This window comes from Cognatishimia sp. MH4019 (assembly GCF_020177595.1).
Taxonomy (GTDB): Bacteria; Pseudomonadota; Alphaproteobacteria; order Rhodobacterales; family Rhodobacteraceae; genus JAHTBL01.
Genome location: NZ_JAHTBL010000009.1, coordinates 36,062 through 50,506, shown reverse-complemented (window position 1 = coordinate 50,506; position 14,445 = coordinate 36,062). Strand labels below are relative to the sequence as shown.

At 62.7% G+C, this 14,445-nt stretch carries 9 protein-coding genes; 4 read left to right on the top strand and 5 right to left on the bottom strand.

Annotated features, from left to right (window positions below):
• Nucleotides 1–35: 35 nt before the first annotated feature.
• Nucleotides 36–1,364, bottom strand: a complete 1,329-nt coding sequence (locus KUW67_RS14805; RefSeq protein WP_224826106.1) for a UDP-glucose/GDP-mannose dehydrogenase family protein — start codon at nucleotides 1,362–1,364, stop codon at nucleotides 36–38.
• Nucleotides 1,365–1,521: 157 nt separating this feature from the next.
• On the opposite strand from KUW67_RS14805, the gene KUW67_RS14800 reads away from it, so the two are divergent.
• The 4 genes from KUW67_RS14800 to KUW67_RS18520 all read left to right on the top strand — a co-directional run bounded on the left by KUW67_RS14800 (nucleotide 1,522) and on the right by KUW67_RS18520 (nucleotide 9,243).
• Entirely contained in the window at nucleotides 1,522–2,328 is an 807-nt protein-coding gene (locus tag KUW67_RS14800; RefSeq protein WP_224826105.1) for a metallophosphoesterase, read from the top strand.
• Nucleotides 2,329–3,107: 779 nt separating this feature from the next.
• Nucleotides 3,108–6,719 carry an autotransporter domain-containing protein gene (locus KUW67_RS14795; RefSeq protein ID WP_224826104.1) on the top strand — a complete coding sequence of 1,204 codons (3,612 nt, stop codon included), beginning with the start codon at nucleotides 3,108–3,110 and terminating at the stop codon, nucleotides 6,717–6,719.
• 23 nt (nucleotides 6,720–6,742) lie between these two features.
• Nucleotides 6,743–7,414 (top strand): response regulator transcription factor, encoded by a 672-nt coding sequence (locus KUW67_RS14790; RefSeq protein ID WP_224826103.1) that lies wholly within the window; start codon nucleotides 6,743–6,745, stop codon nucleotides 7,412–7,414.
• A complete protein-coding gene (locus tag KUW67_RS18520) occupies nucleotides 7,411–9,243 on the top strand; it encodes an ATP-binding protein (RefSeq protein ID WP_224826102.1) in 1,833 nt (610 codons plus the stop codon). The genes KUW67_RS14790 and KUW67_RS18520 overlap by 4 nt, the downstream gene beginning before the upstream one ends.
• A gap of 212 nt (nucleotides 9,244–9,455) precedes the next feature.
• On the opposite strand, the gene KUW67_RS14780 is transcribed toward KUW67_RS18520, so the two are convergent.
• The 4 genes from KUW67_RS14780 to KUW67_RS14765 form a co-directional block, all read right to left on the bottom strand.
• Nucleotides 9,456–10,562: an iron-containing alcohol dehydrogenase gene (locus KUW67_RS14780; RefSeq protein ID WP_224826101.1), complete on the bottom strand. Its 1,107-nt coding sequence runs from the start codon at nucleotides 10,560–10,562 to the stop codon at nucleotides 9,456–9,458.
• Nucleotides 10,559–12,046 carry a glycerol kinase GlpK gene (glpK, locus tag KUW67_RS14775; RefSeq protein ID WP_224826100.1) on the bottom strand — a complete coding sequence of 496 codons (1,488 nt, stop codon included), beginning with the start codon at nucleotides 12,044–12,046 and terminating at the stop codon, nucleotides 10,559–10,561. Before glpK ends, KUW67_RS14780 begins: the two co-directional genes overlap by 4 nt.
• Nucleotides 12,047–12,372: 326 nt before the next feature.
• On the bottom strand, nucleotides 12,373–14,097 hold the full coding sequence (locus KUW67_RS14770) for an ABC transporter substrate-binding protein (protein ID WP_224826099.1): 1,725 nt from the start codon (nucleotides 14,095–14,097) through the stop codon (nucleotides 12,373–12,375).
• A 74-nt stretch (nucleotides 14,098–14,171) separates the two neighbouring features.
• The gene (locus KUW67_RS14765; RefSeq protein ID WP_224826098.1) at nucleotides 14,172–14,444 is read right to left on the bottom strand and encodes a DUF2160 domain-containing protein; all 273 of its coding nucleotides are present in this window, start codon (nucleotides 14,442–14,444) and stop codon (nucleotides 14,172–14,174) included.
• Nucleotide 14,445: the final 1 nt, after the last annotated feature.

Genomic DNA, 14,445 nt, shown 5'->3' with positions numbered 1-14,445 from the left:
TCCCGCCGGAGGCCGCAAGCGCGTCAGCGCGCAGCTTAGTCGCTATGCGGCACCATGTCGGACCGCCCGATCGAGACATATTGCGTGAACCCCGCAGCGGAGGCATCGCGACTGGAATAGACGTTGCGCAGGTCAGCCATCACGGGTGTGACCATGGCGCCTGCGATCCGTTCCAGATCCAGGGCGCGGAACTCGTTCCACTCGGTCAGCAGCACCAGCGCGTCGGCTTTGTCGGTGGCCTCATAAGTGTCCTCGATCCAGGTGACGCCGGGCAGCAGCGCTTCGCCTTCGCGCAGGCCTTGCGGATCCACGACGCGCACCTTGGCGCCTTTGCCGACCAACGCGGGCACAATCGTCAGGGCAGGGGCGTCGCGCATGTCATCGGTGTTGGGCTTGAACGTCACGCCCAGCACGGCGATGGTCTTGCCGTTCACCGAGCCGTCGCACATGTCGATGATTTTGTCGATCATGCGGCGTTTGATCTCTTCGTTGACCTCGATCACGGTCTCGGTGATGCGCATGGGGATCGAATGATCCTGACCGATGCGGGCCAGCGCCTGCGTGTCCTTGGGAAAGCACGAGCCGCCATAGCCGGGGCCGGCATGCAGGAACTTGTTGCCGATGCGCCCGTCCAGCCCGATACCTTTGGAGACGGTTTTCACATCGGCGCCCACCCGCTCACACAGGGCGGCGATTTCGTTGATAAAGGTGATCTTGGTCGCCAGAAACGCGTTGGCGGCGTATTTGATCATCTCGGCGCTTTCCAGATCGGTGTAGACGATGGGAAAATCGCGCAGAAAGAGGGGGCGGTAGATGTCGCCCATCACTTTCTCGGCGGCCTCGGATTGCACACCGACGACAACGCGGTCGGGGCGCATGAAATCGTCGATGGCCGCACCTTCGCGCAGGAATTCGGGGTTGGACGCCACTTCGAATGCCAGATCTGGGCGGGTGTCGGTCAGAACCTTGGCAACCTGCCGATTGGTGCCCACGGGCACGGTCGATTTGGTGACGACGACGAAGGGGTTGGTCGCTTTCTGGGCGATTTCCTCGGCAGCGGCGTAGACAAACCGCAGGTCTGCGTGGCCATCCCCGCGACGCGTGGGGGTGCCCACGGCGATGAACACGGCATCGGCCCCGTCGATGGCTTTTGCGAGGTCGCCGGTAAAGGTCAGGCGGCCCGCTTCGACGTTCTTGGCCATGAGCACATCAAGGCCCGGCTCGTAGATCGGAACCTCTCCGGCTTCCAGCATCTCGATCTTGCGGGGGTCTTTGTCGACGCAGACCACGTCATGTCCGAAATCGGAAAAACACACGCCAGAAACAAGGCCCACATAGCCGGTACCGATCATCGCGATTTTCATCTTGTCGTCCTTTGCCCAAGCTGAGGGGCGCTGCTTGAATTGGGCTCTGCTTTAGCGGGTTTCGCCGGAAGGGGGAAGGCGTTTGCGAGCTGTTAACCGTTTCGCGGTAATCCTGTTGCAACGGGTTGGAGACCCCCTTTGAGAAAGAGGCCAGAGCATGGGATTGCTGAAACGGATGATGGGCGCGCCGGACGCGCATGTGGAAGCGCTCAGACTGCCCGAAGCAGAGCAGACCGATCTTGGCCTGCCGCAGCCCCGGATGCCGGTCTATGTGATTGGCGATATTCACGGGCGGCTCGATCTGTTCGAGGATCTGCTGGCGCGGATTGATCTGGATATCGGCAGCCACGAAGTGGGCGCGCCGGTGCTGGTCTGCGTGGGCGACTACATTGATCGCGGCGAGGATAGCAAAGCCGTTCTGATGCGCATGCGCGCGCTTAACGTGGCGCAACCGGCGCGGTTTATCTGCCTGATGGGCAATCACGAGCGGATGATGCTGGAGTTTTTGCAGCAACCTGATCGCCGCCGCGCCCGCTGGTTGCGGCATGGCGGTTTGCAAACGCTGGCCAGTTTCGGCTTGGGCGGGGTCACGGAAACCTCGCCATTGCCTGCGCTGGAGGCGGTCGCAGACGGGTTGCGCGCGGTGATGCCGGACGGGCTGGAGGCGTGGATGCACCGCTTGCCGAAGATGTGGAAAAGCGGGTCGCTGGTCTGCGTGCATGCCGCGGCTGATCCGGGGACGCCCTTGAAAGAGCAGTCGCGCCACACGCTTTTGTGGGGCCATCCCGAGTTTTTCGACAGGCCGCGGCAGGATGGTTTGTGGGTCGCGCATGGGCATACTGCGATGCCCTCCCCCCGGTTTGAGCAGAGCCGAATCTCTCTCGATACGGGCGCATATGTCAGCGGAATGCTCTCCGCCGCGCGGGTTTTGCCGGATGGGAGCGTGAATTTCATCTGGACGTGAGGGGCGACAGGGCTTTGCGCTGTTCTTCGTGGAGCAGGTTTTCTTTGGATCTGCAGGAAGGCATTGGGCTGCAGGAAGGCATCAGGTTTGTGTGGGTAAATTTCCGAGAGCTGTGGCGTTTGGTGGTTGGGGTCTTTGAGGATCAATGTGCAGGCAGGCTGCACCCAAGACACGTGAGCGAATTATATCAGAGCGACGGCGCATGAGACGAGTAGCAGCCGGGCGCGCAGCCACCGGCGTGGCGACGCCGTCAGGCGGCGCAATCCCCTTACATAAGTGAGGCGTTTGAAGCGGGGTGACGTGGGACGACCTGCGCGCGGGCCAGAAATTCCGGGCCTCTTCTTGGACCATGTGAATCCACACATATCGGGGGTGCGGGGCCTGACGTAGGGTGAGCCTCGGGAAGGGATTACTTCTCGTGAGTGGTTATTGAAATACAGCATTGATCGGATGTCGGATCGGTGCGGTTTGACAGTGCGGAGGCCTGACGATGGGTTGGCCTTTGACCCGAGGGGACTTGGATCTGTGCGGATGTATTAGCCTGCGCACAGCAGTGTCGAGCCGCACCCGCAGGGCTGCGTTCCTTCTCTAAAACAAGCTCTTTCTTGTCGAAAATTGTTCCCAATGTGTGAATCCACACATACTGGCGACGCGCGCGCCTCAATAATTTGCGCATGGGAAGGTCAAACGCCTTGTCGTGGGAATATTGGGGTCAGACGGTGAAGCAATCTTGCAACGACGTTGCCTTGCGGAGCGGCGCGCGCATCTCGGAGTTACCGATGCGAGGGACTTCCGTCACGCTCGCAGTCGCCGTTTCAACCGCGGCAGCATTGCCGGTCAGCGCGGATGATGTGGTGCGCCAGATCGCAGCCCCGGGCGCTCCGGGACTGGCCGGACAATCGCTTCCCCCTGCGTCTTTCGTGCTCAGCTCACCCGCGCGGGTGAGCGATTTTGGCTATTTGCTGAACGGCGGGGCCGGTGGAACGGGTCTTGCCGGGACGGCAGGATCGAACGGTGTCACTGGCACGACGATCGGTGTCCGAGCGACCGCGCCGACGCGTGCTTTCGTCCAAGCAACGGTCGGTCTGGATGGCACGAATACCGGAAACGCTGGTGATGGCGGTGACGTGACTGGCCAGAGCGTTCTGATCCGGGGGGCGCTTGAGGCCCCCAAGGGCGGGGTGCATATCACGGCGGGCTCAGGCGGCACGGGCGGGCGCGGTGGTGATGGTGGTGATGGCGGCAGCGTCGCTGATCTTGCCGATTGGAGAGATCTGCTGCGCACCAATCTGCCGGGAAGTTTCAATAATGATGGGCTGCAAGGGGCAGGTGGCCAGGCTGGTGGTGCGGGTCAAACCGGTGGGACCGGCGGCGTCGGGGGCGCTTTGCGGGATATCGTTGTCGAAAACCGGGCTGCGATCACCTCGCGGGACACGGCGATTGCCTTGCGCAGCGGGGACGGTGGCGCGGGCGGTCGTGGGGGGGATAGCGGTGATGGCGGTGATGCCGCCGATGGCGCCATTCGCGGGGTGACGCCGGGCCAGCCGAATGTGCTGGATGGCGCTGATGCGGCAGATCAAACGGGGTCGAACAGGCCTTGTCCCACGCGCAACAACGTTTTGAGATGCGGTGTAAGAGGACGCGGTGGTTTGTTTGGCAATATCGTCAACGTCTCAAACCCATTTGCTGACGGACCGGCTGGTGGCAATGGGGGCACTGCCGGGGCGGGGGGGCTTGGCAGTAGTGGTGGCGATCTTTTGGATGCGCGCGTTGTCAACGCGGGGCGTCTGACGGTCTCTGGGATAGCAGGCGCTGACGGTATCTTGCTGCAGGGTGGTCAGGGTGGCGACGGTGGCCGCGGTAGGGATGGCGGTGACGGTGGCAAAGGCGGGCGAGGAAGTGACGGTCTTCATGGCTCCAATGGGGGCGATGGTGGTGACGGCGGGGATGGGCAGGATGGCGGCGTGAGCGGGCTTGACCCGATTGCGGGATATGACGGGGGCAATGGCGGCGATGGGGCCGATGGTGGATTGGGTGGCCTAGGCAGACGTGGTGGCCATGCAGGGGATGGCGGTATCGGTGGAACTGGCGGTTCTGCGGGGTCCGGTGGCTCTGTTGCAGGGGCGCGTCTGACAAATTCAGGGACGATCCGCGCCATCCGTGACGGTATTCGCATCGTCGCGGGTGCCGGAGGGCGCGGCGGGAATGCGGGTGACAGTGGTCGGGCTGGCCTTGGTGGCGATGGTGGCGACGGCGGCAATGGCGGACAGGGCGGCGCGGGTGGCGCTGGCGGGGAAGGCGGCGAGGGGGGATGTGTTGTCATTGGCATTCCCCCGGCGGCTTTCACGCGATGTGCGTCCGATGGGGACGCCGGAGACGCGGGTTCCGATGGAAACGACCAGGCTGGTAGCAGAGGAGGCGTCGGTGGCAACAACGGCGCCATTTGGACGGTTTTTGCAACTGGCAGCGGTGGGCAGGGTGGATCTGTTCAGGACAACCTGGTCGTCAATACCGGACAGATTTCGGTTTTGGGTGACGGTGTTTCTTTTATCGGTGGCGGGGGTGGCGCGGTAGGTGATGCGGGTGCGGCTGGCATAGCCCCTTCAACCATATCTCGTGGGGGTTTGCGGGGCAGCCCGAGTACCAGTTCCCGCAACAGTGGCGGTTTGCCAGGCGCGCGGTTCAACCTTACGGGGTCTTCGTCTGTTGGCGCGGGCGGGGATGTGACCCGCAACACGGTGCGGAACGCGGGCCGGATCGAGGCGGGCGGTATCGCGGTGGCCTTTGAGGGTGGTGCGGGGAACACTGTGGGTGTCGTGCGAGACAATGCGGTTTTCAATTCGCAGACGGGCAATATTGTGGGGACAACGGGTGTTTCCTTTGGCGCTGGCACGGGTAACCGGGTCGAGAATTTGGGTCGGATCGAAGGAACGGGCGGCACCGCGATCCGCTTCACCAGCGGCAAGAACCATGCGCTGTTCGGGAAGCGCTCGCAGACCCTTGGTGCCGTGCAGGGCGGCAGCGGTGACGACACGTTCGTGCTGCGCAATGACGCGCGCGTGACGGGTGTTTTGGCGGGCAACGGGCAGGACCGTGCAGACACCATCAAGCTGGAGTTCAAGCGGGTATTGCCACGGGAGTTGGCGGCGTTTCAGAAAATACGTCCCGGCGATGGCACGTTCACCTTCCGGTTCAAGGACTATGCCTACGCGAGCATCGAGGCGTTCGATCTGAGCAGTGTCAGCCTGGCGAATTTCGAAGGCTACGGCATTCATCCCGATCGCAAGCGGTTTGGCCGGATGTTGGATAATTTGCCTCTTGTGACGCCTCAACTGGATGCGGTTTTGACGGATATTGACGAGGGGCTGGTGGGCGATATCGCCAAGGATGCCGCACTTGGGCAGTTGATGCCGGAAGTCCATGACATGGCGCGTGTCCATCAGATGGGTGCGATGCGGGCGCGGGCTGCGCAGACGCGCGGCGGCGGATCGCAGGCGATTGCACAGACCGGTCGGCGGGCGAAAGGTGCAAAGAGCACGGGGCTGTCTTTCTGGGCGGATGGGCGTCTGACGTATGATCGCGCGCGCTTTGCGGGCGATACAGGCCAGTTCTACGGCGGGCGTTCGCGCGATGTGCGGGTCGGGTTCGAGACCGATCTGGGCGGCGGGGCCACCACGTTTTGGGGCTATGCCGGACTTAGTGCGTTTGATGCGGATGCCGATCAGAGCCGCTCGGAATTGCGGGGCGAGAGCACGCTTCTGGGCTTTGGTCTGCGCCATGGCTTTGCCGAACGGCTTTATGTCGAAGGGGGGCTGAGCTTTGGCTGGGACAGCTATGACGTGACCCGCGGGATCGCTTTTGGCACGACGCGGGAAAGCGCCTCGGCCCGCTATAACGGCACGCATCAAAGTGCGCATCTGCGCTTGGGCGTCGAGGCGGGACAGCTGGGCGGCTTTGCCCTGTCTCCGCAACTGGGGCTGGAGTATTTCCGCGTCACCACAGAGGCGTTCGAGGAAAGTGGCGCAGGCGATCTGAACCTGAGCGTGGACGCGCAGGAGCATCACAGCCTTGATCTGGTCGCCGCTCTGGACGCGCGCCGCGTCTTTGCGATGGACGGGGGCGGCGCGCTGACGCTGGATATGAGCGGGGCGGTGCATTTCAACCTGGATCAAAGCAACCGCTACAGCGCGGAGCTGGCCAATATTCCCGGCAGCGCGTTCGAGATGATCGAGGACACGGATGACACGGTGTTTGCCGCGGTTGGTCTGCGTCTGACCCACCGCCCCGCACGGGGTAATTTCGAGACATTTGTCGCGGTGCAGGGACAGCTTCAATCCGGCACCGATCAGTTCGGCTCAAGCGTCAGCGCAGGCTTTGCGATGTCGTTTTGAGCGCCTATGCTAGGATGATGCACATGGATGCTGATAGAGATCTTCGCGATGGTCCGGACGAGACCGTTCTGATCATCGAGGATCGTGCCGATATAGCGGCGCGCCTGACCGAGGCGGTTGTTGCCACCGACGGTGTCACGGTCGCGGGTGTGGCGACCACTTTGGATCAGGGGATTAACCTTCTTTACGATCTGCGCCCGCGCATTGTGCTGGTCGATATCGGCTTGCCCGATGGCTCTGGCATCGAGGCGGTGGCGGCTTGTGCCAAGGCCGATTGGACGGTCGATGCGCTGGTCGTGTCGATCTTTGGCGACGAATCCCGCGTGTTCGAGGCGCTGCAGGCCGGGGCCAAGGGCTACATTCTGAAAAGCGGCGCGCTGCGCCAGATTGGCGACGATATTCTGGCGGTTCTGGCGGGTGGCAGCCCCATCAGCCCGGCGATCGCGCGACATTTGCTTGCCGTGCTGAACACCGGTGTGGAGCCCAAACCAGAGGCCGTCGAAAGCCAGTTGACCGACCGGGAGACCGAGATTTTGCGCGCTGTGGCGCGGGGCTATAAGCGGCATGAGATTGGTGCTCAGCTGGGGATCAGCGCGGGCACGGTAGGCAATCACATCACAAGCATCTACCGCAAGCTGGAGGTCGGCACGAACATGGAAGCGGTGATGCGCGCGACAAAGATCGGCGTGTTGTGAACGCGCAGGCGCTGCGTGGCGGGCTTGCGCTGTTGATGTCTGTGGCGTTGCTGATAGGGGCGGTTTACGCGCTTAATCTGGGACGGATCGTGCCGATTGAGGGCGCGCAAATGCTAACCAGCGGTCAGCTATGCGCGCAGGCAGCGTGTTCGGAAACCCGCCCGGTGGCGCTGCCTTATTTCTCGCCTCGCGCTTTCGATGATGCGCTGGAGACGCTGCATTTCGTGTTCGATGTGCCTTTGGAGGCCGCGCCGGAGACGCTTTTCGCGCTCTATCTGCCGAAGTTTTCGGACAATCTGGACATCTGGGTAAATGGCACGCAGGTGCGCCAAAACACGCTGCCGCGACGGCTGTGGAACACGCCGCTTTTGGTGTCGGTGCCGTCTACCCTTTTGCAAGCCGGGGACAATCAGGTGGCGCTGACGCTTTACGGGCCCAAGGCCGAAGCGGTTGATCTTCGACCGCTCTTTCTTGGACCGCAAACCGTGTTGAAGCCGCATTACAACGCGCGTTGGTTCGCAGGGCCGGGGCTGGCGCGATTTGCCTTCGGATTGATGCTGCTTTTAAGCGGAGCACTGTTGCTGATCTGGCAAAGTCGGCGGGCCGAGCTGGGATATCTGTGGCTGGGCCTGTCCTGCCTCGCGGCGGTGACGTTCCTGATCCATTATGCGTTCGGCCTGTCTTTTGGCAGCTACCGCATTTGGACGACGACCTGGGCGTTGTCGGCCTCGCTTTATGTGCTTTTAGTGCTGAAATTCATCAGCAGTTTCCTGGGCCAGCCGCCATCACTGGCTGAACGGGTGCATTTTGTCGTGCTGGTGGGCGGCGTGATCGTCATACTGCTGAGCCCGCCAGGCTTCAGTTTTGCGCTGGTGGCGAGCGTCAATGTTCTGACGGTCTTCCCGGCGGTCGCGGTGCTGGGTGTGCTGTGGCGAAACCGGGCGGCGCTGAACTGGTTTGATTTCTCGGTGCTCGCCCTTTGTCTTGCGCCATCCGTCGCGCTGGGGTGTTTCGAGGTCTGGATGATGGGCGTTAATACGCCCTCGCGCAGCCTGCATCTGTTCCACATCATGCCGATCATCATGGCGTTTGCCTGCCTGTGGCTGATTGTGTCGCAACTGGTTGCCAGCTTGCGCGGGTTGGAGGCGGTGACGGCAGAGCAAAGCGATCAGATCGCGGCCAAATCGCGGGAACTGGAGGACAGTTTTGCCCGGCTTGCGGAGGTCGAGAAACGGCAGGCGATCTCGCGGGAGCGGGATCGGATCATGCTGGACTTGCATGACGGGATCGGTGGGCATCTGGTGTCGACGCTGGCCTATATCCGCAACAATGACCTGCAGGATGAGACGCTGGTGCGTGCGCTGGAGGATGCGTTGCGCGATCTGGCGCTGATGCTGGACAGTATGGAGACGACGGACAGTCTGACGACGCTTTTGGGCATGCTGCGCACGCGGCTGGAGGGACTTTTGGCCGAACATGGTCTGGAGTTTGACTGGCAAATTCATGGTGAGCCGGACCTGCCGGTGAAGGGGCCTTCTCAGAACCTGCATGTGGCGCGGATCGTGCAGGAGGCGATCACGAATGTGATCAAGCATGCGGGGGCGGACACGATCACGGTTTATGCGGATGAAGCGCGGATCGAGATTTCGGATAACGGCTCGGGGTTTGACCGAATGGAGCAGGCGAGCGTGGGCCAGATCGGGCATGGGCTTTTGGGCATGAAGCGGCGGGCGCAGGCGATTGGCGCAGAGCTTGAGCTGGAAAGCGACGGGGCCGGGACGCGGGTGCGGTTGCAGTTTGTCGATGGGGCGCAGCGGGCGGCGGAATAGGCGCGGCGGCCCGCATTGGGGTTATGTCGATAAAAGATTTGGGACGCGTTTGGGGAGACGCGGCATTTGATTTACGCGGTTTTGGTCCGGGTGGCCGGTGCTGGATTTGGATATTTGGGAAAAGCGAAAGATGCTTGGGCGCGCGTTAAGGTTAATGGGGTTGTGTTGGTAAAGGATTACTAGGGTAGGGGCGAGTTAAGGTTAATGCGGGGTTAGGCGGCGGTGAGGCAGGCGATGAGTTGGGCCTCGGAGAGCGCAGTTGGGTTGCCTTTCATCGACGATGACGCAGCGGCGGCTTGGGCGATTTTTGCGTGATCGCTGGGGGCGACGCTCATTTGTTCGAGCGTGGGTAGGCCGTGGGTTTGGGTGAAAGTAGGTAGGTCGCCGAGGGTGGTGGCGATGAGCTTTTGGACCTCAGCGATTTTGGGGTTGTCGGGGAGCGCTTCGGCGTTGGTTTTGAGCACTGGGGCGAGGAGTGCTCCGCAGACCGCGCCGTGGGGGGCGGGGGTGAGGCCGCCGATGACGCCGGCGAGGCCGTGGACGGCGCCGAGGCCGGAATTGGCCAGGGCGATGCCGGAGGTGAGGGCGACATGGGCGAGGGTGTCGCGGGCGTTTTGGTCTTCGCGGGTCATCAGCGTTTTGAGAGCGTCGAGGCCGAGGGGGATCGCGGGTTTGCAGAGCGCGTCGGTGAGGTGTGTGGCTTTGGCGGAGATGTATGGCTCGATCACTTGGGTGATGGCGTCGAGGCCGGAGGCGAGGGTGATGGCCTTGGGGCACCCGTCTGTGAGCGCGGGGTCGACGAGGGCAAGGGTGGCGAGCATGCGGTCGTCGCGCAGGGAGACTTTGCGGGCGTGCTCAGGGACGCCGATGACGGCGTTTTTGGTAGCTTCCGCGCCGGTGCCGGAGGTGGTGGGGAGCGCGATGAAGGGGAGGGGATTTGTGGTGAGAGGGAGGCCGCTGCCCACGACTTCGAGGTGGTCGAGCGGGTTTGCTTTGGTGGGGAGCAGGGCGGCGAGGGCTTTGGCGAGATCGAGGGGGGCTCCGCCGCCGAGACCCACTACCGCGTCGATGTTTTTGGGGCGGAGGGCGGTGAGGGCGTCTTCGAGCATCGGGAGTGTTGGCTCGGACGGGCAGGGGAGGGGGTGGACGTGCGCGCCTGCGGTGTGGAGGGCGTCGATGAGCCACCCGGCGCGCTTTTGGGACGCGCCGTGGATCAGGGCGATTTGGGTGCCGTGGGCTGTGATGTGCTTGGAGGCGTCGGCGCTGGCCCCGCGCCCGAAGATGATCTTGCGCGGGGTTTGAAGTTGGTAGGGCTTCATACGCTGAGCGTCGCGGCGACGGCTTTTTTCCAGCCGTTGTATTTGGTGGCGCGGGTGTCTTCGGACATATCTGGTGTGAACTGGCGCTCAAGCGCCCATGTGGCGGCGAAGTCCTCCATGTTCGGGTAGACGCCCGCGCGCTGACCGGCGAGCCATGCGGCGCCGAGCGCAGTCGTCTCCAACACCTCGGGACGGTCGACGGGGGCGCCGATGATGTCCGACAGGAACTGCATCGCCCAGTCGGATGCGCTCATCCCGCCATCGACGCGCAGGGTCTGATCGCCGCCGTCGGGGGTCCAGTCGGCGTGCATGGCTTCGAGGAGGTCTCGGGTCTGGTAGCCGACCGATTGCAGGGCGGCGCGGGCGAATTCTTCGGGGCCGGAATTGCGGGTGAGGCCGTAGATCGCGCCGCGGCAGTCGGCGTCCCAATAGGGCGCGCCGAGGCCGGTGAAGGCGGGGACGAGGATGACGTCTTGGCTGTCATCGGCTTTTTCGGCGAGAGGCTGGGTTTCCTTGGCCTCGCGGATGATTTTGAGGCCGTCGCGCAGCCATTGGACGACGGCTCCGGCGATAAAGATGGAGCCTTCGAGGGCGTAGGTGGGCTTGCCATCGAACTGGTAGGCGATGGTGGTGAGCAGGCGGTTTTGGCTGGTCACGGGCGTGTCGCCGGTGTTCATCAGGGCAAAGCAGCCGGTGCCGTAGGTGGATTTGAGCATGCCGGGTTGGAAACAGGCTTGGCCAACGGTGGCGGCTTGCTGATCGCCCGCGACGCCGAGGATCGGGATTTCGCGACCGAAGAGATCAGCGCGGGTGGTGCCGAAATCGGCGGCGCAATCTTTGACTTCGGGGAGCATCTGCATGGGGATGTCGAACATCTTGGCGATGGTCGTGGACCAGCGACCTTTGCGGATGTCGTAAAGCAGGGTGCGGGCGGCGTTGGTGGCGTCGGTGACATGGGATTTGCCGCCTGTGAGCTTCCAGATGAGGAAACTGTCGACGGTGCCGAAAAGGAGGTCCCCGGCTTCGGCTTTGGCGCGGGCACCGTCTACATTGTCGAGGATCCATTTGAGTTTGGTGGCGCTGAAATACGGGTCGAGCAGGAGGCCGGTGCGGTCGGTGAACATTTGCTCATGGCCTGCCTCGCGCAGTTCGCGGCAGAAATCGGCGGTGCGGCGGTCCTGCCAGACGATGGCGTTGTGGACGGGTTTGCCGGTGTTGCGGTCCCAGACAACGGTGGTTTCACGCTGGTTGGTGATGCCGATGGCGGTGATGTCGGCGGGCTTGAGGCCGGCTTTTTCGATGACGGAGCGGCAGGTGCCGGCGGTGGAGGACCACAGATCGTTCGGGTCATGTTCGACCCAGCCGGATTGCGGGAAATGCTGGGGGAATTCTTCTTGCGCGGTGGCGGTGATCTTCATGTCCGCATCAAAGAGGATCGCGCGGCTGGAGGTGGTGCCTTGGTCGATGGCGAGGATGTGGGTCATGGCGGTGGGGCCTTTATGGTCTTCTGGTGGGCGCGAGTGTTTGGTGAGGAGGTCCTCGGGTCAAGCCCAAGGACGTGGGTTTTTGGAGTGAGACGGTAGGGACGCGCCCGAGCCTGGGTGGGCGTTTGCGAGGGTCATTCTGGGTGGTGACTTGAGTGTGAGAAGAACATTGGTTCGGTGCGGGCGGTCAAATATGCGCCCTCCCGGGGGGAGGGTTGGGCGCGGCCCGGCGGGGCCGGGCAACTCCAGAAGGGGCGGAGTGCATCTGATCGGAAAAAACGAAAAACGGCAGGGGCGTTGCCGCCCCCACCGTCGGGAGAAATCCCTTAGTTCTGCCAGGACTGGATCAGCTCATCATAGGCGATGGTGATCGGCTCTTCGTCCTCGTTCTCCAGCTTGGGCTTCGGAGAACCAGGCTGCGAGAGCCAGTATTCGGGGTCCTGTTCCTCGTTCATGACAGGACCCAGATCACCCTGAACACCTGCGCGCTCAAGACGCTCAAGAACCGACTCCTGGGCTTCGCAAAGCGCGTCGAGGGCTTCCTGAGGGGTCTTCGCACCGGACATCGCATCACCGATGTTCTGCCACCACAGCTGCGCCAGACGCGGATAGTCAGGCACGTTCGTGCCTGTGGGCGACCACTGGACACGGGCTGGCGAGCGGTAGAACTCGATCAGGCCACCCAGCTTGTCTGCACGCTCGGTGAAGTGGTCCGAGTTGATCGTGGACTCGCGGATGAAGGTGAGGCCCACGTCGGACTTTTTCAGATCCACCGTCTTGGACGTGACGAACTGCGCATAAAGCCATGCGGCCTGGGCGCGGTCGACCGGGGTCGACTCCATCAGGGTCCACGAACCGGCGTCCTGATAGCCGATCTTGGTGCCTTCTTCCCAGTAAACGCCGTGGGGCGAGGGGGCCATGCGCCACTTGGGCGTGCCGTCCTCGTTCATCACGGGCAGGCCGGGCTCGACCGTGGCGGCGGTGAAGGCGGTATACCAGAACATCTGCTGCGCGACGTTACCCTGGGCAGGAATTGGGCCTGCTTCGGAGAAGGTCATACCGGCAGCGGCTGGGGGCGAGTACTTCTCCAGCCATTCGATGGCTTTCCTCACCGCGTAGACAGCGGCGGGAGAGTTCGTTGCACCGCCACGCGCGACACAGGAACCGACGGGCTGCGAGTTCTCGTTCACGCGGATACCCCATTCGTCGACGGGCAGGCCGTTCGGCTCACCCACGTCGCCCATGCCAGCCATGGACATCCACGCATCGGTGTAACGCCAGCCGAGCGAGGGGTCTTTCTTGCCGTAGTCCATGTTGCCAAAGACTTCGCCTTCGACACCGAGGTGGCTGAGGTCACGACCGGTGAAGAATTCGGCGATGTCCTCGTAAGCGGACCAGTTCACCGGGACGCCAAGCTCGTAGCCATAGGCTTCCTGGAAGTCGGCTTTGTTCTTCTCGTCGTTGAACCAATCGTAGCGGAACCAGTAGAGGTTCGCGAATTGCTGGGTCGGCATCTGGTAGAGCTTGCCATCGGGACCGGTCGTGAAGCTGAGGCCGATGAAATCGTCCAGATCCAGCGTCGGCAGGGTGAAATCCGCGCCCTCGTTCGCCATCCAGTCGGTCAAGTTGCGGACCTGCTGGTAGCGCCAGTGGGTGCCGATCAGGTCGGAATCGTTGACATAGGCGTCATAGATATTTTCGCCCGACTGCATTTGGGTTTGCAGACGCTCGACCACGTCGCCTTCGCCGATCAGATCGTGGGTGACCTGAATGCCGGTGATGGCTGAGAAGGCGGGGGCCAGCACCTGCGCTTCGTATTCGTGGGTCGCGATGGTTTCCGACACGACGCTGATTTCCATGCCCTGGAAGGGCTGGGCAGCGTCGATGAAGAACTGCATCTCGGCTTCTTGGGCGGCGCGGTCGAGGACCGAGAGGTCTCCGATTTCTGCGTCAAGGAAGGCCTGTGCGGCCTCCATATCGGCGAAGGCCGGACCGGAAAGCAGCGTGAGGGCTGCCGCCAGAGCGGTGGTTGATTTGAGATTAAGGTTCATGTGTTTCCTCCCATTTGAACCGGTTTTCGTATTTGATCGTGACACTGCTTGCCTTGCGGCGTCACGAGGTAATGTCAGACCCAGCGGAAGACCGCTGCGGCGTAGGCCAAGCAGACAAGCAGGGCGTAGGGTTGGTGATCGCCCACGATGCCGAGCCACGCGATGTTGATGAAGGCAGAGCCAAGAAGCGTGATGAAGAGGCGATCCCCGCGCGTGGTCTCAATGCGCAGGATGCCGACACGCGGGGTCTCGGGGTATTTGATCGCGAGGATCGTGAAGGTGATAAGCAGTGCCGCAATGCAGCCGAAGAAGATTGCGGTGGGCAGGGTCCAGGCCATCCATTCCATC

Bases quoted from the DNA above. Each gene is read 5' to 3' on its own strand.
- KUW67_RS14805 (WP_224826106.1), bottom strand. From the start codon at position 1,364: ATGAAAATCGCGATGATCGGTACCGGCTATGTGGGCCTTGTTTCTGGC.
- KUW67_RS14800 (WP_224826105.1), top strand. From the start codon at position 1,522: ATGGGATTGCTGAAACGGATGATGGGCGCGCCGGACGCGCATGTGGAA.
- KUW67_RS14795 (WP_224826104.1), top strand. From the start codon at position 3,108: ATGCGAGGGACTTCCGTCACGCTCGCAGTCGCCGTTTCAACCGCGGCA.
- KUW67_RS14790 (WP_224826103.1), top strand. From the start codon at position 6,743: ATGGATGCTGATAGAGATCTTCGCGATGGTCCGGACGAGACCGTTCTG.
- KUW67_RS14780 (WP_224826101.1), bottom strand. From the start codon at position 10,562: ATGAAGCCCTACCAACTTCAAACCCCGCGCAAGATCATCTTCGGGCGC.
- glpK (WP_224826100.1), bottom strand. From the start codon at position 12,046: ATGACCCACATCCTCGCCATCGACCAAGGCACCACCTCCAGCCGCGCG.
- KUW67_RS14770 (WP_224826099.1), bottom strand. From the start codon at position 14,097: ATGAACCTTAATCTCAAATCAACCACCGCTCTGGCGGCAGCCCTCACG.
- KUW67_RS14765 (WP_224826098.1), bottom strand. From the start codon at position 14,444: ATGGAATGGATGGCCTGGACCCTGCCCACCGCAATCTTCTTCGGCTGC.